Annotated in this window: 20 protein-coding genes; 19 read left to right on the top strand and 1 reads right to left on the bottom strand. The window is 39.9% G+C overall.

Features of this window, described 5'->3' with window-relative positions; all coding sequences use genetic code 11:
• The first annotated feature begins 53 nt into the window (after positions 1–53).
• The 15 genes from V7K69_RS28890 to V7K69_RS28820 all read left to right on the top strand — a co-directional run bounded on the left by V7K69_RS28890 (position 54) and on the right by V7K69_RS28820 (position 15,637).
• Positions 54–1,028 carry an isopenicillin N synthase family dioxygenase gene (locus tag V7K69_RS28890; protein WP_335040894.1) on the top strand — a complete coding sequence of 325 codons (975 nt, stop codon included), beginning with the start codon at positions 54–56 and terminating at the stop codon, positions 1,026–1,028.
• 102 nt (positions 1,029–1,130) lie between these two features.
• On the top strand, positions 1,131–2,120 hold the full coding sequence (locus tag V7K69_RS28885) for an isopenicillin N synthase family dioxygenase (protein WP_335040892.1): 990 nt from the start codon (positions 1,131–1,133) through the stop codon (positions 2,118–2,120).
• A 59-nt stretch (positions 2,121–2,179) separates the two neighbouring features.
• Positions 2,180–3,361 (top strand): hypothetical protein, encoded by a 1,182-nt coding sequence (locus V7K69_RS28880; protein ID WP_335040890.1) that lies wholly within the window; start codon positions 2,180–2,182, stop codon positions 3,359–3,361.
• A gap of 60 nt (positions 3,362–3,421) precedes the next feature.
• Positions 3,422–4,930 (top strand): MBOAT family O-acyltransferase, encoded by a 1,509-nt coding sequence (locus V7K69_RS28875; RefSeq protein WP_335040888.1) that lies wholly within the window; start codon positions 3,422–3,424, stop codon positions 4,928–4,930.
• 30 nt (positions 4,931–4,960) lie between these two features.
• A complete protein-coding gene (locus V7K69_RS28870) occupies positions 4,961–5,671 on the top strand; it encodes a class I SAM-dependent methyltransferase (protein ID WP_335040885.1) in 711 nt (236 codons plus the stop codon).
• A gap of 26 nt (positions 5,672–5,697) precedes the next feature.
• Positions 5,698–7,536 (top strand): carbamoyltransferase family protein, encoded by a 1,839-nt coding sequence (locus V7K69_RS28865; RefSeq protein WP_335040882.1) that lies wholly within the window; start codon positions 5,698–5,700, stop codon positions 7,534–7,536.
• Positions 7,537–7,541: 5 nt separating this feature from the next.
• Positions 7,542–7,949 (top strand): SxtJ family membrane protein, encoded by a 408-nt coding sequence (locus V7K69_RS28860; RefSeq protein WP_335040880.1) that lies wholly within the window; start codon positions 7,542–7,544, stop codon positions 7,947–7,949.
• Positions 7,949–8,113 (top strand): DUF5989 family protein, encoded by a 165-nt coding sequence (locus V7K69_RS28855; RefSeq protein WP_190233927.1) that lies wholly within the window; start codon positions 7,949–7,951, stop codon positions 8,111–8,113. Before V7K69_RS28860 ends, V7K69_RS28855 begins: the two co-directional genes overlap by 1 nt.
• Before the next feature lie 10 nt (positions 8,114–8,123).
• Positions 8,124–9,413: an SGNH/GDSL hydrolase family protein gene (locus tag V7K69_RS28850; RefSeq protein WP_335040878.1), complete on the top strand. Its 1,290-nt coding sequence runs from the start codon at positions 8,124–8,126 to the stop codon at positions 9,411–9,413.
• Between the two features lie 93 nt (positions 9,414–9,506).
• Positions 9,507–10,595, top strand: coding sequence for an SGNH/GDSL hydrolase family protein (locus V7K69_RS28845; protein WP_335040876.1), 1,089 nt, complete (start codon positions 9,507–9,509; stop codon positions 10,593–10,595).
• A gap of 69 nt (positions 10,596–10,664) precedes the next feature.
• Positions 10,665–11,624: a hypothetical protein gene (locus V7K69_RS28840; protein ID WP_335040874.1), complete on the top strand. Its 960-nt coding sequence runs from the start codon at positions 10,665–10,667 to the stop codon at positions 11,622–11,624.
• A gap of 78 nt (positions 11,625–11,702) precedes the next feature.
• Positions 11,703–12,602, top strand: coding sequence for a hypothetical protein (locus V7K69_RS28835; protein WP_335040872.1), 900 nt, complete (start codon positions 11,703–11,705; stop codon positions 12,600–12,602).
• A 69-nt stretch (positions 12,603–12,671) separates the two neighbouring features.
• On the top strand, positions 12,672–13,355 hold the full coding sequence (locus tag V7K69_RS28830; RefSeq protein ID WP_335040870.1) for a radical SAM protein: 684 nt from the start codon (positions 12,672–12,674) through the stop codon (positions 13,353–13,355).
• 88 nt (positions 13,356–13,443) lie between these two features.
• Positions 13,444–14,451: an isopenicillin N synthase family dioxygenase gene (locus V7K69_RS28825; RefSeq protein ID WP_335040868.1), complete on the top strand. Its 1,008-nt coding sequence runs from the start codon at positions 13,444–13,446 to the stop codon at positions 14,449–14,451.
• A gap of 202 nt (positions 14,452–14,653) precedes the next feature.
• Complete coding sequence (locus tag V7K69_RS28820) at positions 14,654–15,637, top strand: isopenicillin N synthase family dioxygenase (protein WP_335040866.1); 984 nt, start codon at positions 14,654–14,656, stop codon at positions 15,635–15,637.
• 136 nt (positions 15,638–15,773) lie between these two features.
• On the opposite strand, the gene V7K69_RS28815 is transcribed toward V7K69_RS28820, so the two are convergent.
• A complete protein-coding gene (locus tag V7K69_RS28815; RefSeq protein ID WP_335040864.1) occupies positions 15,774–16,607 on the bottom strand; it encodes an aldo/keto reductase in 834 nt (277 codons plus the stop codon).
• Positions 16,608–16,810: 203 nt separating this feature from the next.
• Between V7K69_RS28815 and V7K69_RS28810 the strand changes: the two genes are divergently transcribed.
• From V7K69_RS28810 to V7K69_RS28795, 4 genes are all read left to right on the top strand, one after another.
• Entirely contained in the window at positions 16,811–18,085 is a 1,275-nt protein-coding gene (locus tag V7K69_RS28810) for a glycosyltransferase family 4 protein (protein WP_335040862.1), read from the top strand.
• Positions 18,086–18,087: 2 nt separating this feature from the next.
• Positions 18,088–19,473 (top strand): MFS transporter, encoded by a 1,386-nt coding sequence (locus V7K69_RS28805; RefSeq protein WP_335040861.1) that lies wholly within the window; start codon positions 18,088–18,090, stop codon positions 19,471–19,473.
• Between the two features lie 183 nt (positions 19,474–19,656).
• Positions 19,657–21,681: an ABC transporter ATP-binding protein/permease gene (locus V7K69_RS28800; RefSeq protein WP_335040860.1), complete on the top strand. Its 2,025-nt coding sequence runs from the start codon at positions 19,657–19,659 to the stop codon at positions 21,679–21,681.
• Positions 21,682–21,886: 205 nt separating this feature from the next.
• Positions 21,887–22,054 (top strand): hypothetical protein, encoded by a 168-nt coding sequence (locus tag V7K69_RS28795; RefSeq protein WP_335040859.1) that lies wholly within the window; start codon positions 21,887–21,889, stop codon positions 22,052–22,054.
• The last annotated feature ends 367 nt before the right edge of the window (positions 22,055–22,421 follow it).

Raw genomic sequence — 22,421 nt, 5'->3', positions numbered from 1 at the left:
AGAAGTCGGGGATCTGGAAACCGCGCAAAATTACAAAGAGGAGTTTTTTACCAATGAACCCAATCAAAGAACGTGAACCCCAATTAATTGTTTCTACACCGATTCCCGTTATTGATTTCCATCCATTTATGGTTGGTGATATTGCTGCTAAAGAAACAGTTGCCAATCAAATCTCGTGTGCTATTCAAGAAATTGGCTGTTTTTACCTCGAAAATTGTGTACCTCAGACCTTGGTTGAGCAAGTCTTTGCTCAAGCGCAGACTTTTTTCGCATTACCACAGGAGGAAAAAAACCAAGTACGCCTGGTTCCTGGGACAAGTCGAGGCTATGTTGTGCGTGGTAAAGAGAGGGTATTGCTGGAAGCATTCAATTTTGGTTTAGACGTTGCCTCAGTAGAAGCGGGTGTAACTCCTCAGCAGTTTGGTGAACCGAATCAATGGCCTGAAAACCAAACAGAGTTTCGCCAAGTGCTATTGGAATTTTTTACAAATTGTCGTGATGCGTCTTTTAGTATTTTACAGGCGCTGGCGATCGCCTTAAAACTACCAGAGTCCTACTTCACCGATTTTCATATTGAACGCAACTTTAACACCTCCATAAATCACTATCCATCTTTACAACAACCCCCCTCCCCCGGCGAGACGCGATTTGCTGAACATACAGATTACGGCAGTATCACCTTAATATTTCAAGATGAGACAGCTGGGCTAGAAGTTTGCAACGATGCTGGAGAATGGATTGCAGCCCCCTTCGTCACTGGTAAAGTGCTAGTTATCCTTGCAGATTTAATGCAGCGCTGGACAAACGATAAGTTTCCCGCCACCAAACATCGAGTTCCTTTACCTGCCAAATTCCCTAGTAATCCCAGGTACTCGATTATCTATTTTGAGTCTCCCGATTACGATGCCGAAATTACTTGCTTAGAAAATTGCGTCAAGGCAAACGCAACTCCTAACTATCCACCAATTCGCACTCATGAATATATCAATCAAGTTGCGACAGGAAGCTATACATCGGAAAAAAAATAAGTACAGCTTTGCGTAAAATTTTAGTGTTTTGAAACGCAGAGGAACGCAAAGTAAGCGCAAAAGTATGCAAAGTTTTTCTTATAACTTCACTCATTTTTAACGATGAACTCAACTAAAGAACTTTCAAAAGAATCTATTGTTTCAACACAGATTCCAGTCATTAACTTTCACTCATTTATGACTGATGATAGCCATGCCAAGGAAGCCGTTGCTGCTCAAATCGCCAGTGCTTTACAGGAAATAGGATGTTTCTACCTAAAAAATCATGATGTTCCCACAACTTTTATTGCTCAAGCATTTGCTCAAGCCAAGAGTTTTTTTGCACTGCCGTTAGAAGAGAAAAAACAGATAGCTTTAACAGAAAAATGTCATCGAGGATATATCCCTGTGGGGATGTCAAGCATACTCAGCGAACAATTTTACTTTGGTAGAGAAATGAACCCAGAGGAATTGGATAAGCTAGATCATCCTTTTCACCAACCGAACCAATGGCTACAAAATCAACCAGAGTTTCAAGAAGCGATGTTGCAATTCTTCGCAGCTTGTCACGCGAGTACGCTGAAAGTTCTTGAAGCCTTAGCTATTGCTTTGAAACTGCCAAAATCTTATTTTACTGAATTGCATTCTGAGCAAAATCATGCTGTGGGGCTACATCACTATCCAGGTGCATCTCAACTCTCGCAAGGTCAAAATATTCGCCTGGGAGAACATACAGATGGCAATACTATTACTTATGTGTTTCAGCATGAGGTAGAAGGCTTAGAAATTTGCACAAAAACAGGAGAGCGAGTTCCAGTTCCTTTGATTCCTGATACGGTTGTCGTCATGGCAGGAGAAATTTTGCAACGATGGACGAACGACAAAGTTTATGCCACAAAACACCAAGTTGCAATACCATTGGCATCCCAATCTATTCAACCAAGATACTCATTTGCATTTTTTGGGTCTCCTAATAACGATGCTGAAATTGCCTGTCCTGAAAGTTGTTTAGGTGCAAATGAAACTGCAAAATATCCACCTATTCTCACAAGCGATTTTTACATTCAAAGAAATAATAATAATACATCAATTTTAACTTCCTCTAAAAACTAAACTTCCTTCTCTCTGAACATTTGTGTGAATTAAAATAATTTATTCTTCCAAAACCGACAATGAATATAGATATTCTGAAAAAAGTAGTACCAAGACCAGTAATTATGTTTTTTTATAGCATAATTTTTCTGCTTGCTTTGATTTCAAGCTCTGGATTAATTAATACAGTTTTACTCTCTTCTGATACTCCTCCAAATCTTGGTGACATCAGTACTAAGTTCCAATATTTTGCTAAACACAAAGATGATTATGATGTTATTTTTTTAGGGCCTAGTACCACATATCAAGGAGTTATCCCTAAAGTATTTGATGAAACAATGACATCTAATGGTAAGAGTATCAGGTCTTTCAACTTTGGAATCATGGCAGCCAATGCAGTTGAGATGGATTTTTATTTGCAAAAGATTTTAGCTTTAAAGCCAGCAAATTTAAAATGGATATTTTTAGACTGTTTAGTTGACTTTTTCATGGAGGAAGCACCGACTGCGGCTAAAAATGTCTACTGGCATACTCCTGTTAAAACGATAGAAAATTTTCAACTAATATCTGAATCAACCTCTACTTTAAAAGAGAAAATTAGCGGTTTTTATGCAAATTCAGTAAGCTTTCTATATCGATCCCTAGGTATTGGTTATTTTTCTAATTTTTGGCAGCAACAATCTGAAGTATTAATAAAAGGAATATCTGCTGAAAAATTAATAGAGGAAGCTGGATATTATGCAATGGACTGGTTGGAAAATAGTGCTAAACGGAGAGAAAATTTTATATCAAATTCCTTGAAAAGTTATGAACAACAACTAAAAGAATCAAAATCAGGAGTTTTTGTTCGAGGAAATATCTCTACATATCCACTTAATTCCTCTATAATTAAAATCATTCAAAATATAGCTTATAGAATTGAGAGCCAAGAGAAAATCAGTCAAGTTAAAGTTAAACCTATTTTCTTCATTCCTCCAGTTTTAAATACTGATTTCAATAATTCTGCTATTACAACAGCTTACAATGTAGGATATATTCCGACTTTATTTGCTTTTAATAAGCCTAATACTTTCACCACGTTATATGAAGTCGATCGCCGGGCTGATGCGAGGCATTTAAATCAACAAGGCGCTGAAGAATTCACCCGCGCTTTGGCAGTAGAGTTTTCTAAATATCTGAATTCGTCTCCAAACGATCCATATAATCAATCCCTTATATCTAGAAGTCAGCTAATCACAAAAAAATCCCACAACCAAACGTGAAAATAGAATATTTTTTACTCTTTAGCCTCTGTTTTAGTTAATTCACACCTGAGAATAAACATGGTTTTTACAGAATTTCGGTTTCTATTTTTCTTTATTATTATTTTCTGTGTCTACTGGACTTTACAGAAACAGAATCATCGTAAATCATGGTTGCTAGTCTGTAGTTATATTTTCTATGGTGCTTGGGATTGGCGCTTTCTTTCCTTACTTTTACTTTCGACAGTGGTTGATTACTTTGTCGGTTTGATGCTGTCTAGACCACAGTTTGATAGTTCAATAGTAGAGCAAGAAATTCAAACAAGCGAGGCAGTACAAAACAGATTTTCTTGGGATGCAGTGCTGAATAAACCAATGAATCAGCAGCAGCGCCAAGGATGGTTGGCACTCAGTTTAGTTGTAAATTTAGGTTTATTAGGATTTTTTAAGTACTATAACTTCTTCGTTGACTCTGCCTCACACGTATTAATTTTTTTGGGGCTACCTATTAGTATTAAAACCCTTCAAATCATTCTTCCAGCAGGCATTAGCTTTTACACATTTCAAACACTGAGCTATTCTATTGATGCCTATCTAGGTAAACTCAAACCTATTAGAAGTTTTTGGGATTTCGCTCTGTTTGTAACTTTTTTCCCTCAACTGGTTGCAGGGCCGATTGTCCGCGCATCTACTTTTTTGCCTCAATTGCTAACCCTGAAAACTTTAGACAAAGTTGATTTTCGGGGATGTTTAACGCTTTTTTTGGTGGGATATTTTAAGAAAGCGTGCATTTCGGATAATCTCTCTCCCTTGGTAGAACAGTATTTTGCTAGTCCAGAAATTTATACCGCTTTGAGCTGCTGGATTGCCATAATTGCTTTCGCTATACAACTATACTGCGACTTTTCTGGCTATTCAGATATGGCGATCGCCTGTGCAGGTTTACTTGGATATAAGCTACCTCTCAACTTTAATTTTCCCTACTTTTCTGCAAATGTCACTCAGTTGTGGCAACGTTGGCACATTACGCTTTTCACCTGGCTGCGAGACTATATTTACAGTCCTTTGATGAAAATGCGGCCAAAAGAAGAACGCACAAAAACCTTTAGTTCTAGAAATATTCTGATTCTGATGCTTACCTCTGGATTCTGGCATGGTGCAGCTTGGCATTTTGTCGTTTGGGGGGGATTGAATGGCATTGCTTTAATTGTTCACAAAGAATGGTCATCCTGGATTGCTCCCTATAAGCGATTCCAGACACTTAGAAATATCTTAGGTATTCCCCTGACGTTTTACTGGTTTTGTGCTTCTGCAATCTTCTTTCGGAGTAACAATATCATCAGTGCTGTGCAAGTGGAGAAAAGCTTTTTATTCTTTAATTCTCCTGGCTCTGAAAACCTAAATATTCAAGTTGCATGGGTTTTTATACCTTTAATTATTATGCACTGGGCAGCTTATAAAGGTTGGTTTGCAGACTGGTGGCAGAAAATTCCTAAATGGAGTTTTGCCGTTTTCTATGGAATGTTAGTTTCAATAATACTTCGGTTTGCAGCAATCAATCCTCAACCCTTTGTCTACTTTCAATTTTAGTTAACTTTAGCAGTTTTCTTCTTAAAAAATATGAGTAAGAATACCATTTTACATCCCATAAAATCTTTCTTTGACTATCTGTCATTTAATTTGCAATATGAATTAATGCTTTTATCGTATCGAGGTAAAAACAGAAAAGAAGTTTTTAATGATATATATTATCGTAATAGGTGGGGCGATCGCGAATCTATTTCTGGCAGAGGATCTAATCTCCAACAAACATCGGTCATCATAAAAAAAATACCAGTTTTATTGGAGAAACTTAATGTCAAAACCATGCTTGATGCTCCTTGTGGAGATTTTTATTGGCTAAAAGAAGCACAACTGAATATAGACAAATATATTGGATGTGATATTGTTGCCGATTTAATTACCGACAATCAACGTCGTTATGCCAATGAAGCGAGAGAATTTATTAATCTTGACTTAGCAACAGATCCACTGCCACAAGTCGATTTAATTTTCTGTAGAGATTGTTTAGTACATCTCTCATTTAAAGATGCTATCGCTGTAATTAAAAATTTCAAAAAAAGCCATTCTACATATCTTTTAACTACAATTTATCCAGGCATACCTGAAAATAAAGATATTGTTACGGGTGATTGGCGAGCAATCGATTTACAATTACCTCCGTACAACTTTCCTGATATGCTCGAAGTCATTGATGAAAAAACGACTGAAAGAAAAGACTACCCACAGAAAAGTTTGGGTCTGTGGAAATTGAGCGATATAGAGTTATAAATTCCGCCATTATATCTATTAAAAAAATGCGTATTTTAGGAATTTCAGCTTATTATCACGATAGTGCCGCCGCCTTAGTTGTGGATGGTGATATTGTTGCCGCCGCACAAGAGGAGCGTTTTTCCCGCAAAAAACATGATGCGAGATTTCCTAAAGGTGCGATCGCCTATTGTCTCAAACAAGCAGATATTGGATTATCAGAAGTAGACCAAATCGTTTTCTACGATAAGCCTTTGGTCAAATTTGAGCGACTCCTAGAAACCTATCTCGCCTACGCGCCCAAGGGATTAGGTTCCTTTATTGCAGCAATGCCAGTTTGGTTAAAAGAAAAGCTTTACCTCAAAACGCTGTTAAAAAAGGAACTGGCGACCCTCGGAAATTGCAAAAAAGCACAATTGCCCCAACTTTTATTTACTGAACATCACCAAGCGCACGCCGCTTCTGCCTTTTTCCCCAGTCCCTTTGAGCGGGCGGCGGTGCTGTGCCTTGATGGAGTTGGAGAGTGGGCAACTACCTCAGTTTGGTTAGGAGAAGATCACCAACTAACTCCTCAATGGGAAATTGATTTTCCCCATTCTTTGGGGCTACTTTATTCTGCCTTCACCTACTACACAGGTTTCAAGGTCAACTCTGGGGAATACAAACTCATGGGTTTAGCGCCCTACGGTGAACCCAAATATGTAGACCATATCCTCAACCATCTTTTGGATCTCAAGGAAGATGGCACATTTCGGTTGAATATGGACTACTTCAACTACACCACGGGGTTGACCATGACTACCCCGAAATTTCATCAATTGTTTGGTGGTGAACCACGCCAAAGCGAGGGTAAACTTACCCAGCGAGAAATGGATATAGCTAGTTCTATCCAACACGTTACCGAGGAAGTCGTTTTACGTTTGGCAAGAACGGTTAAGAAAGAACTAGACACAGACTATCTCTGTTTAGCCGGTGGAGTCGCCCTAAATTGCGTCGCCAATGGCCGCATTTTGCGAGAAACAAATTTTCGAGATATTTGGATTCAACCAGCAGCCGGAGACGCAGGGGGAGCAGTTGGGGCAGCATTAGCTATTTGGCATCAGTATCATGAAAAGCCGCGCCTTCCTCACGATGGGGATGCCATGCAGGGGGGCTATCTAGGCCCTTGCTTTGGAAAAACAGAGATTCAAGACTATCTCCAGTCTGTGAATGCGCCCTACCAATACCTAGAAGATGACAAACTTATGCCTGAACTTGCTGAAATTTTAGAGCAGGGGAATGTTGTGGGTTGGTTCTCTGGCAGGATGGAGTTTGGCCCGCGAGCTTTGGGAGGTCGTTCGATCATCGGTGATCCTCGCAGTTCTAAGATGCAATCGGTGATGAACTTGAAAATTAAATACCGTGAATCCTTCCGTCCCTTTGCCCCTTCTGTTTTAGCAGAACAGGTTTCTAACTACTTTGAGCTTGACCGTCCCAGCCCTTATATGCTTTTGGTTGCACCCATTAACGCCGAACTGCGGATTTCTATGACACCAGAACAGGAGGAGTTGTTTGGCATTGATAAGTTAAACGTGAAGCGATCGCACATTCCCGCCATCACTCATGTAGATTATTCCGCTCGGATTCAAACGGTTCATCAGCAAACCAATCCTCGATACTATGAACTGCTGCAACATTTTCAGGCAAAAACTGGCTGTGCAGTTTTGGTAAACACATCATTTAATGTCCGGGGTGAACCGATTGTGTGTACCCCAGAAGATGCCTATCGCTGTTTTATGAGAACCGAGATGGATTACTTGGTATTGGAGAACTTTCTCCTCGCCAAATCGAACCAACCCCAGATACAAAAAGATGAATCTTGGAAAACAGAATTTGAATTAGATTAACGCCGATGAACGAAATACAACAACTCGATCGGAAAGGACTACGAGATTTTGGACTGCTTGGCGGTGCGATCGCCGCAGGATTATTCGGTAGTATACTGCCCTTGATACACCATGAACCCTTACCGATTTTACCTTGGGCGATCGCTAGCATCCTTTGGGTTTGGGCGCTGATTGCCCCCACCACACTCAATGGTGTTTACCAAATTTGGATGAGAATTGGACTGGTTTTAGGTTGGATTAATACGCGGATAATTCTCAGTATTATTTTCTATACCTTAATCACGCCAATCGGTCTAGTGATGCGAGGCGTGTTCCATCATGATGCGATGGACAGAAAGCTAAATGCTGACGTAAAAACTTATCGCATTATCAATCAAGTTAAACCTATAAACAAAATGGAGAAACCCTTCTAATGCTTGAAACAACACAAGACTTGCTGAAAGATTTATGGGGATTGCTGAAAGAACGCCGCAAATTCTTCCTGCTACCACTCATTGTCACACTATTACTCTTAGGTATCTTGATTGTGTTTGCACAGTCATCCGTACTTGCACCCTTTATTTACACACTATTTTGAGGAATGTGAGGTGGTAACATCGGCATTATCATTAAAGCGGTGGGTAGCGGTGATGCTGACTCTAGCTTTATTATTAGGTGGAATTGTCTTAGGGCTGGCGGTCGTAGAAATTGGCTTACGCATTGCTGGCATTGAATACAAGACATTTTATACCTTTGATGAACATAGAGGTTGGGCAGGACGACCTTATGCGGCTGGGTGGGTGCATGACGAAGGGGAAGCCTATATCCAATACAACAGTCAGGGCTTTCGCGATCGAGAACATTCCCCAGTTAAGCCAGAGAATACTATCCGTATTGCCTTGCTGGGAGATTCTTTTACAGAAGCACGCCAACTGCCGCAACCACAAGGAATCGCAGCAGTCATTGAACGCGAACTGAAAAATTGTCCCACCCTAGCAGGTCGTGACGTAGAAGTGATGAACTTCGGAGTGAATGGTTATGGAACCGATCAAGAACTGATCGCCTTGCAAGAAAAGGTCTGGAACTATTCACCAGACCTCGTACTTCTAAATTTTTATCCTGGGAATGATTTGATAAACAACTCCCGCAGTCTCACCGAAAAAATGGTGAGTCAAACTGCTATGGATAATAGCGCCCTCATGAAACCCTATTTTGTCGATCGAGATGATAATTGGGTGCTTGATGACTCGTTTGTAAACATGGATATTTATCGCTCACAAAAGTCATGGTGGCATCAGGCTTATCTCCAAGTTCAAGATCGTTTACGGATTTTACAGCTTTTAAAACAAGCAAAATACGCTTTACCACTTCCTCACCAAGATCAGAAAAAACAAGACCCCCAGTTAGCAACACAACCTGCAACACTTTCTCCCTATACTGACCCTGAATGGCAGAATTTCTTAAAGCAAACAGAATGGCTTGTATACAACACTGCAAATGATCCTGAATGGCAACAAGCATGGCAACAAACAGAAAGACTAATTAGTTTAATACATAATGAAACAATTACTAAAAAAGCGAATTTTGCTGTAGTAACGCTAACAACTCCCCTGCAAGTTAATCCCGATCCTGTCGTGCGTCATCATCAGGAAGTGTCAGGGTTAACAGATTGGTTTTACCCAGAAAAGCGGATTGCAACATTAGGAGAACGTGAAGGTTTTACTACTATTAATCTAGGAGAATCTTTTCAGGCTTATGCCGAGCAGAATAATGTCTGCTTACATGGGTTTGATAATACTTTTCGCTGCGAAGGACATTGGAATGCTTTAGGGCATCAGTTAGCAGGGGAGATTGTTGCTAAAACACTATGTCAACAATTCGTAATTCGTAATTCGTAATTAAATGCAAAAACTCTCTCAAACTCTTATTCCTTTGTGTACTTTGCGTCTTTGCGGTTCGTTTTTCCGTTTTCAGTAAAGAGTTCATAATTGATGCGAAAAATAAAGCCTTGGCTACAAAATTTATTGCTCATGCTGGCTGGAGTTATAGTTGGGCTATTAATCATCGAAACTTTTGCCATTACTACTGGAGTTGCTGCCCCACAAAAGTCCAAGGCGCAAATTTTTTATCAATTTATTCAACCGGATGCTCAATTAGGTTACAAACCTAAATCAAACCTGAAGGATTTCAAAACTGTTTGGCAAGAAGCAAAAGTTGCAGAAGTTGCTAATACAGATAGTTATGGATTTCGCAATATAGGGAGAGATTACACAAAATCTAACTTGTATTTTATTGGAGATTCATTTACATGGGGCCAATGGGTCAGTGAAGAAAAAATATTTCCCAGACTTGTAGAATCAAAATTGCAGCAACCAGAAATTAATTTAGGTGTTCCCGGTTATTCTTTTGCTCAATACGAAACATTATTTAATGAATGGATCGCCAAATATAAACCTCAGACAGCCATCTTATCTATAGTTGCTAATGATTTGACTAATTATTCATCGGATATTGGTCAAAAGATATATGATACACTCAAAGAAAGAAGTTTTTCACCTTGGTATGAAAAAACCTTTTTCTACCAGTTTGTATTGAAAAATAGCAAAAAAAGCTTCCCAGTAAAAGCTGGAAATTCTATCTTTAAAGAAGCAAAAAATGGTTTAACTCTATTTAATTTATCGCTGGCAGCACCTGAGTCAGGAGTAGGTGTAGATAGCGATTATTTGACATCTGATGGGGTTGTCAAAGTAGAAGCGGCATTATCAAGAATCATTCGTTTGACCAAAGAAAATCGAGTTAAGCTTTTTGTTTTTCTTATACCTTCAAAAGAATCAACTTATATCAAAGATTATGTCCAGTTATTTCCTGAGAATGTAGATTTGCTCAAAAATGAAGAGATTGGCTATCAGCGTTTATGCGATCTTGCAAAATCACAAGATGTAACTTGTGTCAATCTAACTGATGATTTTAGAAAAAATAGCAATCAAGAAAAGCTTTACTTTGATATTGATGGTCATTGGAATCCTGCGGGACATAAACTAGCTGCAAAAGTAATTTTAAAGACTTTAGATAATTCGTAGTTCGTAATACTTCTCTACGAGAGGCTGCGCCAACGACTACGCTCAGTACAAGTTCGTAATTAAATGACAATGAGCCAAACAACCGCCGAAGAAATATCTAACCAGATGCCACCGCTTGAAATGGAACTTCAAGACGCTTCTGTACGTATGCCCTATCCTCCACCAACCCCATACCCGATGATGGGGGCTGCTTCGTTAGGAGATATGCCATCTTTTGCGATGGATGGTGAAAATCTTGGCGGGTATTCTCAGTACGGTGTCGCTGCCACTTCTGGGGCAGAAAATCGGCTGGATGTCTTTAGCATTGGCACAGATAGCGCTATGTACTACAAAAAGTGGCATGGCTCAGTCTGGAGTGATTGGGAAAGGCTGGGAGGCTACTGTGTTTCTGCACCAGCTGCGATCGCCAGAGGAGAGAATCGGATTGATACCTTTGTGATTGGAGGCGATCGCTCTGTGTATCATAAAAGCTGGGATGGTTCAACCTGGAGCGATTGGCTAAATCTTGGGGGATATTCTCAATACGGTGTCGCGGCTGCTTCTTGGGGAGAGCGGCTGGATCTGTTTATCGTCAACTGGGATGGAGCCATATACCAAAAGTGTTGGGATGGCTCAATCTGGGGTGATTGGGAAAGGCTGGGGGGCTACTGTATTTCTACACCAGCTGCGGTTTCTTGGGGATTAAACCGGATTGACACTTTTGCCTTGGGTAGCGATCGCGCCATCTATCAAAAGTATTGGGATGGCTCAAGCTGGAGTGGTTGGGAAAAACTCGGTGGTTATTCTCAGTATGGTGTGGCGGCTGCTTCGGGAATGGAAAATCGTCTAGATATTTACATCATTGCTCGTAACGGTGCTGTGTACCAGAAGTATTGGGACGGTTCTAATTGGGTTGGGTGGAATAATCTCGGCGGCTATTCTATTGCTGCGCCGGCTGCGGTTGCTTCTGCGCCAAAGCGTGTTGATACTTTTGTGTTGGGTAGCGATCGCGCAGTTTACCACAAGTTTTATGCAATAAGGGTCAGTTAAGGCTTAACTCTTTGTCAAAGTCAGTTTTTTTTACGAACCGCCAAGAACGCCAAGAACGCAAAGGAAGAAAAGAGGCCAATGACAACCAGTTATCCAACTACAACAGCAATTTCTCAGGATCGGGGTATGCCATTTCCGGCGATGAGTCCCGCCTCTAAAGAAGATATGCCAATATTTTCTACTGATGGGGAATATTTAGACGGATATTGCCAGTATGGTGTTACAGCCACTTCTTGGTCAGAGAATCGGCTGGATGTTTTACTCACAGCGAGTATTGGCCCTTTATGGCATAAGTGGTGGGATGGCTCAACTTGGAGCGATTGGGAAAGGCTGGGAGGATATTGTATTTCTTCGCCAGCTGCGGTTTCTTGGGGGTTGAATCGCATTGACACCTTTGTTTTGGGTAGCGATCGCGTCACCTACCGCACATGGTGGGATGGTTCAAAATGGAGTCGTTGGGAAAACCTTGGCGGGTATTCCCACTATGGAATCGCCGCCGCTTCTGGTGGTGAGAATTTGCTAGATATTTTTAATGTTGGCATTGATGGTGGGCTGTACCACAAGCGATGGAATGGTTCAACCTGGGATGAGTGGGAAAATCTCGGAGGGTACTGTGTTTCTGCACCGGCTGCGGTTTCTCACGGGATGGACTGCATTGATACCTTTGTTTTAGGCGGGGATGGCGCGATTTATCACAAGCATTGGAATGGCTCAACCTGGAGTGTTTGGGAAAATTTGGGAGGGTATTGCCAGTATGGTGTCGCTGCTACTTCTGTTGCGAAAAATCGGCTAGATATCTTTACTGTTGGCTGTGATGGTGCAATGTACCGCAAGAGTTGGGATGGTTCAGTCTGGAGTGATTGGCGGCATCTTGGTGGTTACTGTACTTCTGCACCGGCGGCGGTTTCTCGCGGGAGAGGCTGTATAGACACCTTTGTGGCGGGTGGCGATCGCGCTGTCTACCACAAGTGTTACTAAACTCATGCACTCCACGCACAAATTAATGATTGTATTGAGTAGTTCTTAATATTTTACAGGTTCAAAACTATGTATATCTATCAAGTTGAAATCTCAAATTTTTGTAATCTAACCTGTTCTTACTGTCCTCATCCATCTCAAGGTAGATCGAAAGGAAATATGTCTTTTTCTACATTTGTAGATGTTGTTGAATTAGCAATTGAATGTGGACAAAAAGATTTGTTTCTTAACAATTTTGGAGAACCTCTACTTCATCCAGAATTATTAGACTTTATCACCTATGCCAAAACCAAAGGAATTGACTGTAATTTTATCACCAACGGTATACTCCTAGATGAGGCAATGGCATGGCGGTTGTCTGAATTAGGAATACACGATATTTATCTCTCGGAACATCTTGTTGGGCAAAAAGAGCGCATTCAACAAATGTTTCAGGAAAAATCTATTCCTTTGTCTATCGTCTATACCTATAATCCTCATCAGCAGGAAAAGCATGATTGGGCTGGACAAGTTACTTCTAAAACTACATCGCGGCGAAGTTTAACTAGTACGATAGAAAAGCAGAAGCCGTGCATTTTTGAAACTAAAAAGCGAGTTGTAGTTTTGTGGGATGGAAGTATCAACACCTGTTGTATAGATGTAAATGGAACAGGCATTGTTGGTTCTGTTAAAGATTATCTTGGTAGAACACATGAATATGAATTTAATTCGATTCCGCTATGTAGCACTTGTGATTTAATGCGTGAAGAATAATTTCTGAATCAGGCAGAGAATTCTATTTTTAGATAAATACTATCAATTACCAAGAAAAAATCATCAGTTTTTTAGGAATGTTTTAACTATGACCTCAATCAATGAACTTACAAAGCAAACAACTGCTACATCACAGATTCCCATTATTGATTTCTATCCATTTGTTACAGGTGACAGCAATACCAAAGCAGCAGTTGCTAACCAAATTTCTTGTGCTATTGAAGAAATGGGCTGTTTCTATTTAAAAAATGGAGTTTCCCAAACTTTAATCGACCAAGCATTTACCCAAGCTGAGAGATTTTTTACACTGCCATTAGCAGAAAAAGAGAAAGTAGCCTCAACAGTCACCGGGCGGAGTCGGGGTTACATACCCTTTGAGAAAATGTTCATTGGCGATCAACCAGGACAATTACATGAGTCCTTTAGTTTTGCTAATGAATTTGACCCAAACAAATCCGGGGCTGACGATTATACAGAGTCCTTGGATGTCCCTAATCAATGGCCAGAAAATCCGCCGGAATTCCGTCAAGTTTTGCAGCAATTCTTTCAAGCTAGCCAAGAATGTGCTTTGAATATACTAGAAGCATTAGCGATCGCCCTGCAACTACCAAACTCCTATTTTACCGATTTACATTCTCAGCAAAACCACGCCGGAGTTTTCAATTACTATCCCAACATCTCCCAAGCGCCAAAACTAGGACAAACTCGCTTTTTTGAACACACTGATTTGGGCAGCATTACCTTACTATTTCAGGATCAAGGAGGAGGACTAGAAGTATACACACCTCAAGGAGAGTGGATTACCACCTCATCAGTTCCTAATACCGTTTTGGTGATGCCAGCAGATATGATGTCACGATGGACAAACGATAAATTTTGCGCCACACCTCATCGCGTTTCCGTACCAACTGATTTCCAGAAAGTAAAAGAAAGGTACTCATTTAGCTTTTTTGTGATTCCTAATTACGAAGTAGAAGTCACTTGTCTAGAAAGTTTCTTAAAAGCCGATGAATCTCCTAAATATCCTCCAACATTTGTAGGCGATCATCTCCTCAAAAGAACCAATGATCGAGCCAAAAAATATGGGCGTAGTTAATCTTAATTCGTAATTCGTAATGGGCTACGCCCCGCTACGCTAACGTAATTCGTAATTAGAATATCCAGTACAAGGCTTGATATAGGAGGTTTGCAAGACGTTTTCTAATCGCAATTATTCTGCGTACCTCTGCGCTGACTTTGCGTCCCTTTGCGTTTAAAAATAACCAAATAACCGCAATTAATCTACCGCCTTTTAACTTATGAACTCCATTAAAGAACTCGAACAACAAACTACCACTTCCACGCAGATTCCCATCCTTGATTTCCATCAGTTTACTTTTAGTGACTTTGCTAGTAAACAGGCGATCGCTTCTGAAGTCTTACAGGCCATTCAAGAAGTTGGCTGCTTTTATCTAAAAAATTGCGTTCCTCAAAATGCAATTGACCAAGCCTTTGGTAATGCTAATGGCTTCTTTGGACTACCAGAGGCAGAAAAAAGACAACTAGCTTGGAAAGACGGCGCGGCTCTGGGATACTTTTACACTAAATATAACGGTGACTTTCGGGAAGCCTTCGTTTTCGGCGAGGCAGTTTTAACAGAACCGATCGATACAGATTCCCCAGTGGCGCAACAGGTTCATCAACACCTGGGACAGCATCCCGCTTTTCGTGATGCTGTGCAACAATTATTCACAGCTTGTCATGATGCTGGTAATCGTATTCTCAAAGCGATCGCCATTGCCCTAAACTTACCAGAATCTTACTTTAGCGATCGCCATCCTCAACAAGCCGACTATGGGCTGTTGCATCGCTACTATGAAGTATCCGAACCTCCCCAACCCGGAGAAGCCCGCTTCGAGGAACATACAGATTGGGGCAGTCTTTCCTTACTGTTTCAGGATAAAAATGGTGGGCTAGAGGTCTGCACCAACGCCGGAGAATGGATTGCTGCACCCCCACTTCCTAACACAGCAATAGTCTTTATTGCAGATGTCATGCAACGATGGACAAACGATAAACTCCCTGCTACCAAACATCGGGTACTGATGCCAGCCAATGCCCGTAGTCTTCCCGAAAGATACTCCTTAGCTTTCTTTCTCTCTCCTGGTGATGATACAGAAATTACCTGTATTGAAAATTGCTTAGATACAGGTGAATCTCCTAAATATCCCCCAATTCTTACAAAAGAATATTACAAGCAGAAAACTGAAGATTTGGCAAAAAGATTTAATGGTTCTAAATGAAAGGGAATGGGGAATGGGGAATAGGAATCAATACAGTTCAGTTAAGCATTTCTTTCTTCTCTTTGCGTCCTTGGCGTCTTGGCGGTTCGTTAAAAAAAAGACTTTTGGGCTTAACTGAAGCGTATTGGAATAGGAATTACCAATTTTCAAGTAGGGCAATATGTGCAGATGGTGGGGGAAAAGCAACGTCCAAAGCACTCAATTCTTCCTTTGTTAACTGCAAATCGAGGGCAGCACAATTCTGTTCAACGTGGGTGATACTGCTGGCTTTGGGAAAGACTATCACCTCTTGATGTAACAACCAAGCGATCGCCACCTGTGCAACTGTTACCCCGCGCTGTTGGGCAATTGATTGCAATTTGGGATGTTTGAGTAGTTCGCCTTGTAGTAAAGGCGAATGTGCCATGATCGGGATTTCTCTTTGCCGACACCACGATAATAACTTCCACTCACCATTGCGATGCTGCAAATTGTAGGGGATTTGATTTGTCGCAATGGCTTCACCTCCGGGTAAAGCACTGGCTTCTTCCATATCCTCAACATCAAAATTGCCAACACCATAATCTCGAATTTTGCCGGATTGTTTCAACGTCTCAAATGCTGCCAAAGTTTCTGATAACTGTACAGGCCCCCGCCAATGCAACAAATAAAGGTCGATAAAATCTGTCTGCAAGCGCCGTAAACTATTCTCGCAAGCTGCGATCGCCCCTTGCCCAATCGCATTGCGAGGCGCAACCTTACTAACGAGAAAGACTGATGAACGACAATTAGCGATCGCTTCGCCAATTAAGGTTTCCGCCTTACCCTCACCGTAAATTTCTGCCGTATCAATCAACGTCATCCCTAAATCGATTCCGCGACGCAAAGCAGCAATCTCATTGTCACGCTGGGCGATCGCTTCACCCAGTCCCGCAGTCCCCATTCCCAATACTGGCATCAATCGACCGGATGGTAAACAAATAGTTTTCATCAGCAACTTCTTAACTTAAAACTTACAAACTAGCTTTACTTATCTTCAAATATTTTTGCACAGTAAAACACAAATATTTAACTTTTCTATTAAAAAAATTGCTCTTTTATTTACGCCTTTTAGTGATAACAATCTTAATTTCAAACACCCAACTAATAACTTAACTTATTTAGCTTTTACTTAAAATAAACATCTAATTAATTATGAAAATTGCCTTCTTCGATTATCCTGTCACCCTAGCCGAACCACCTAAAACTGGAGGAATCCGCTTAGTATCTTATGCCTTGGCGCGACGTTTGGCTCGTGCTGGTCATGAAGTTTTATTCTATGGCTCAAAAGGTCACTATCAAGAATTAGAATATCACGAAGATGGCATTACCTATCGCCGCATTCCCGAATCATGGGTTGATAAAATATTAGAACCATTAAACTTTCTTGATATCTGGAACATATCTCATCCTCAAAGACCTTTCTATGCCTCTAAATTATTTTATTGCGAATTTTACCGACAAGTCGCCAAGGATATTCAAGCACAGCAATGTGATGTAATTCATATAAACATTGTTTTTCAATTCGTTCCCCTCATGCGTGCCTATAACCCCCAAGCAAAAATTGTCTTACATATACATAGTGATTTTCTCCCATTGTTCGATCCAATAATGGTTAAAAAGCATCTTAAGTCAGTCGATTTAGTAATTGGATGCAGCGATTATCTAAAAAATCAAGTTCGTAAATATTTGCCTCACGTTAACAGCCAAACTTTATATAATGGTGCAGATACTCGTCACTTCGCCGTCCCTAATCATCACAATAAGGAAGCCAAGAAAAAAGATATTAAACAAATTCTTTTTGTGGGTAGAATTTCACCAGAGAAGGGTATACACGTTTTAATTGATGCCTTTAATAAAGTAGTATCTCGTTATCCCCAAGTACAGCTAAAACTTGTCGGCTCAGAAACCGCATTAGTACCGTGGTACACACTTGATAGAAAAGACCCGCAAATTCAGAATATTCTTCCTTATTACCAAGGTAGCTATCGCGAGCAATTGCAAGAGCGAATTGCTTCTAACGCCGCCAGTTCTGTTTTTTTTCTTGGCAAAGTTCCCCATTTCGAGCTATTTGAGTATTATCAGCAAGCAGATATATTTATTTTTCCATCCGTTTGGAATGAGGCATTTGGAATGCCAATTATCGAAGCAATGTCAATGGGATTGCCTGTTATTGCTACCCGTGGAGGTGCTTTCCCCGAACTGATAGAAGATGGAAAAACAGGGTTATTGGTTGAACGCGGGAATGCGGATGCTTTAGCTGACGCAATGCTGCGGCTACTTTTAGATGACAATCTCAGAATTGCAATGGGAGAACTTGGACAGCAACAAGCAGTTGAAAAGTTTGATTGGGATCATCAGGCGCAAAAGCTATTGCAGCAATATCAAGCAATGATGAAAAGTTTGAATATGCCTACACTTAGGAGTTGATCGTGTTAGCAAGTATAGAAAAAACGCCACTGACTATTTTCCGTGAGATGAAACTGTTTATTATTGTTTGGGTGGGACAGCTGATTGCATCTATTGGTAGCAGCATCACCGCATTTGCTTTGGATGTTTGGGTTTACGAACAGACAGGTTCTGTCACCCAATTTGCTCTTATTACTCTTTCCAATACTTTACCTTTAATCTTACTTGCACCTGTAGCTGGGTTATTAGTGGATCGGTGGGATCGGAGATGGACAATGATTCTTAGCGATTTATTTGCAACTTTAGCAACAGTAGCGATCGCTGCTTTATTTATCATCGGTCGATTGGAAGTGTGGCACATTTACTTAGCCAATACCTTCAGTGCTATCTTCATGGCTTTTCAGATACCCGCTTTCATCGCTTCCATAACCCTATTAGTACCAAAACAGCACCTTGGTCGTGCGAATGGAATGCTGAGTTTCATGAACGGTACGGCGCGGCTTGTCGCACCACCTTTAGGAGGTATTTTATTAGGGATGATTTCTTTGCAAGGGATTATCGTGCTGCATTTAACTACCGTATTTTTGAGTATTACTCTTTTGTTACTGGTTCAGTTCCCTAAATCTAGCACTCCTGCTGTTGCAATTGAAGAAAGTTCTTTTCTTAAAGAAACAACTTATGGATTAACCTATTTATTGGCTCGACCAGGACTACTAGGAGTATTAATTATCTCAGCTTATAGCTTTTTTCTTGTAGGATGTGTTCAGGTTATTACTATACCTCTGGTGTTATCTTTTGCTCCCGTAACAGTTTTAGGGACTATTCTTTCACTCTTTGGCGTTGCTATTTTAGCAGGGGGTTTACTGATTGGTATCTGGGGAGGTCTAGAGCGTAATATGAATACGATATATAGCTGTATGTTGCTCACTGGTGTGTTTCTTCTTGTTGCCGGTTTCCAAGCTTCTATTTATGTCTTCATTGTCGGTATGTTCTTATTCTTTTTGATCAGACCGATAATTGCTAGTTCAACACAAGCTATTTTTCAGGCGAAAGTAGAACCATTAGTGCAGGGTAGAGTCTTTTCTATTAAAGGAGCGATCGAAGCCGTAGGTTTACCTCTAGGCTATATTACGATCGGGCCTTTGGCAGAAAAGGTGTTTGAACCCTTAATGGCTACTGATGGTTTGTTGGCAGGTAGTATCGGACAAATTATTGGTGTCGGCACAGGTCGTGGTATGGGACTTCTGTGCGTCATCATGGGAATTTTTACTATTTCAGCAACTTGTATTACCTACTTCTACCCTCGCCTACGATTTGTGGAAGATGAACTACCTGATGTGATTGATGAAGTTGCGTTGGCTACGTCCGCCGCAGGCATCGCAGCTGTACCAACCTCAGATATTCTCTAAAGTCTGAGAGGATGTCTTACTCAAACTCTTATTTTTTAGTTAACTAAAAGCAAACTAGGTAAGTAAAGATGATTTCTCAAAAAGCAATAGCTAAAAAGCTTATCCAGTAAAATTTTCCGGCTATATTTGCCTTTACTTCAGTTATAGAGTCATAGAAAATTTTCGACGTACTTATTATAAAATATGCAAGCTCAAGTTCTTCGCAATCAAACCTTAAAAGATGCTACTTCTCCATTGTCGGCTTTTAATCGATTTTGGGAGAATGTTAGAGCGATCGCAGGGCCTTATTGGTATCCAACAAAGCCAGGAGACAGAGCATTTTCAGATGTGATTCGCGCATGGGGGATGCTTATTCTATTGATATTATTAATAATCGCGCTTGTGGGTGTAAGTGCTTTCAATACCTTCATTAGTAACTATTTAGTCAATGTCATTATTGAAGAGAAAGATATTACTAAGTTTACTCAAACCTTGTTAATTTACGGTGTTAGCCTGATCTGCGTAACCTTCTTGGTAGGATTTGCTAAATTTGTCAGAAAAAAAATTGCTCTTGATTGGTACAAATGGCTAAATAATCGCACACTATCAAAATATTTGAGTAAGCGGGCTTATTATAGAATCAATTTTAAATCTGATGTTGATAATCCAGATCAACGTATAGCTCAAGAAATTGAACCCGTTACCAGTAATGCTCTCTCCTTTTCAGCTACTTTATTAGAAAAAGTGCTAGAAATGACGGCTTTTTTAGCAATTGTTTGGTCAATCTCCCAACAGATCGCTATTGTTATGCTTGTTTATACGGTCATAGGAAATTTGATTGCTATTTATTTAACTCAAGAATTGAATAAGATTAATCAAGAGGAACTTGAACTTAAAGCTGAATATAATTATTCTTTAACTCATGTTCGTAATCACGCTGAATCGATAGCTTTTTTTCAAGGAGAAAACCAAGAAGAAAATATAATTCAGCGCCGATTCAGTAATCTACTAAAAAATATTGAACGCAAGATTAATTGGGAGAGAGGTAAGGAAATTTTTAACAGAGGATATCAGGCTATTATCCAAATATTTCCGTTTTTAGTACTTGGGCCATTATATATTAATGGTGAAATTGATTTCGGACAAGTTGGACAAGCCAGTTTAGCTACTGGTTTGTTTGCTAACGCTATGGCAGAATTAATTAATGAATTTGGAATTTCGGGAAGATTTTCTAGCTATGTTGAGCGTTTATCTGAGTTTTCAGATGCTTTAGAAGAAGTAACTAAGCAACCCGAAAATGTCAGTACTATTAAAATAATAGAAGAAAACCATCTGGCATTTGAAAATGTTACCTTACAAACGCCCAACTATGAACAGGTGATTGTTGAAGATTTATCGTTGTCTGTTCAGCCAGGAGAAGGTTTATTGATTGTCGGCCCTAGTGGTAGAGGTAAAAGTTCTCTATTGAGAGCGATCGCTGGTTTGTGGAATGCGGGAACTGGTCGTTTGGTGCGACCTCCTTTAGAAGAAGTCTTATTTTTGCCTCAACGCCCATATATAATTTTGGGAACTTTGCGCGAACAATTGCTCTATCCTAATACCAATCGTCAAATGACCGACGCAGAACTTAAACAAGTTTTGCAACAAGTTAACCTGCAAAACTTGCTGAGTCGAGTCGATGGCTTTGATACAGAAGTTCCTTGGGAAAATATATTATCGATGGGAGAACAACAACGTCTTGCTTTCGCACGGCTGTTAGTTACTCATCCTCGCTTCACCATATTAGATGAAGCAACAAGTGCTTTAGATTTGGAAAATGAAGGAAGTTTATATCAGCAGTTACAATCAACGAAAACAACATTTATTAGTGTAGGGCATAGAGAAAGTCTATTTAATTATCATCAATGGGTTTTGGAACTTGCACCAGATTCCAGTTGGCAACTTGTGACTGTGCAGGATTATCGCTTGCGAAAAGCAAAAAAAATTGTTACTAATGCTTCCGAAAATACTGAAATCACAATAGATAATTCAGCTCAAGATAAATCCCAAAATGAGTCAGAAATCAGTACAAGCAAAAGACTTTCTCATAAGGAAATGAATGAATTAACGTACTATTCCGTTTCCACTATTAGAAGTAAGGCAAGCAAAGGAGAATCTATTACTACTAGGAACGGCTTAACCTATCGCTATGACAAAGATCTCAAAGTGCTGAAATGGGTGAGAGTTTAATAGCTACCATCCACGAGGGGCTAAGATGAAGCAACTTTTGGCAAACATTTAAAATCCTCAAATTTTTTAATGAAATGATCCTTGTGCAAGAGAAAGGGGAGAAAACAAGTTCTCCTCTTCTTGTGGATTATCATGATCGCCAAACCTTTGGATAGCTGAAATATGAAATGAAAAAGTATTTTAACAATTTAATTTATAAGAAATTATGAGTGAGAAATTTACCATGTTAAGAGCAACTAAGTGGCAAACCTTAAATGACTGTGAAATGAACCAGGAAAATTTTCAAGCATTGCTGAGAAATGATATTCCATCAATTCGCATTCCTCAATTTGCTTCATCTGAAGAATGTTACAAATTAGCTGCTAGCAATTGAAAAAGTTGGGTTTGATTTTTATAAAAATGTGGAACCACCAATAGGAAGAATTGGAATTACCCAATTTGAACATAGAAATAGTGGTAAGTTGAGATACTTTGATGCGGTAAAAAAAAGCCAAAAAAACTTATAATCAGGTAGCTTCCTTCTCTTTTGACCCGCTAAAAAGTTTGACAACAATTCTGCGCCAGAATGTATCAAATTAAGTACAAATTGCTTATGAAAAGGAAGCCTATGAGTATTATTTTGCCGGATTGATACGTCATATTAATGGTAATCGACCACGGGGCGATCGCAAATTACAAGAAAGTAAAACCCATTGACATCAAAGAGTTAGAGTTCAAAAGAAGCAGACACCAAACTAATT

The organism is Nostoc sp., from assembly GCF_036917775.1.
Taxonomy (GTDB): domain Bacteria; phylum Cyanobacteriota; class Cyanobacteriia; order Cyanobacteriales; family Nostocaceae; genus Nostoc.
This window is presented reverse-complemented; position numbering and strand designations above follow the sequence as displayed.

What these genes read in the sequence shown, in the direction of transcription:
- V7K69_RS28880 (WP_335040890.1), top strand. Translation starts at nt 2,180, where the DNA reads ATGAATATAGATATTCTGAAAAAAGTAGTACCAAGACCAGTAATTATG.
- V7K69_RS28825 (WP_335040868.1), top strand. Translation starts at nt 13,444, where the DNA reads ATGACCTCAATCAATGAACTTACAAAGCAAACAACTGCTACATCACAG.
- V7K69_RS28885 (WP_335040892.1), top strand. Translation starts at nt 1,131, where the DNA reads ATGAACTCAACTAAAGAACTTTCAAAAGAATCTATTGTTTCAACACAG.
- V7K69_RS28870 (WP_335040885.1), top strand. Translation starts at nt 4,961, where the DNA reads ATGAGTAAGAATACCATTTTACATCCCATAAAATCTTTCTTTGACTAT.
- V7K69_RS28815 (WP_335040864.1), bottom strand. Translation starts at nt 16,607, where the DNA reads ATGAAAACTATTTGTTTACCATCCGGTCGATTGATGCCAGTATTGGGA.
- V7K69_RS28830 (WP_335040870.1), top strand. Translation starts at nt 12,672, where the DNA reads ATGTATATCTATCAAGTTGAAATCTCAAATTTTTGTAATCTAACCTGT.
- V7K69_RS28810 (WP_335040862.1), top strand. Translation starts at nt 16,811, where the DNA reads ATGAAAATTGCCTTCTTCGATTATCCTGTCACCCTAGCCGAACCACCT.
- V7K69_RS28845 (WP_335040876.1), top strand. Translation starts at nt 9,507, where the DNA reads ATGCGAAAAATAAAGCCTTGGCTACAAAATTTATTGCTCATGCTGGCT.
- V7K69_RS28860 (WP_335040880.1), top strand. Translation starts at nt 7,542, where the DNA reads ATGAACGAAATACAACAACTCGATCGGAAAGGACTACGAGATTTTGGA.
- V7K69_RS28795 (WP_335040859.1), top strand. Translation starts at nt 21,887, where the DNA reads ATGAGTGAGAAATTTACCATGTTAAGAGCAACTAAGTGGCAAACCTTA.
- V7K69_RS28800 (WP_335040860.1), top strand. Translation starts at nt 19,657, where the DNA reads ATGCAAGCTCAAGTTCTTCGCAATCAAACCTTAAAAGATGCTACTTCT.
- V7K69_RS28875 (WP_335040888.1), top strand. Translation starts at nt 3,422, where the DNA reads ATGGTTTTTACAGAATTTCGGTTTCTATTTTTCTTTATTATTATTTTC.
- V7K69_RS28855 (WP_190233927.1), top strand. Translation starts at nt 7,949, where the DNA reads ATGCTTGAAACAACACAAGACTTGCTGAAAGATTTATGGGGATTGCTG.
- V7K69_RS28890 (WP_335040894.1), top strand. Translation starts at nt 54, where the DNA reads ATGAACCCAATCAAAGAACGTGAACCCCAATTAATTGTTTCTACACCG.
- V7K69_RS28840 (WP_335040874.1), top strand. Translation starts at nt 10,665, where the DNA reads ATGAGCCAAACAACCGCCGAAGAAATATCTAACCAGATGCCACCGCTT.
- V7K69_RS28835 (WP_335040872.1), top strand. Translation starts at nt 11,703, where the DNA reads ATGACAACCAGTTATCCAACTACAACAGCAATTTCTCAGGATCGGGGT.
- V7K69_RS28820 (WP_335040866.1), top strand. Translation starts at nt 14,654, where the DNA reads ATGAACTCCATTAAAGAACTCGAACAACAAACTACCACTTCCACGCAG.
- V7K69_RS28865 (WP_335040882.1), top strand. Translation starts at nt 5,698, where the DNA reads ATGCGTATTTTAGGAATTTCAGCTTATTATCACGATAGTGCCGCCGCC.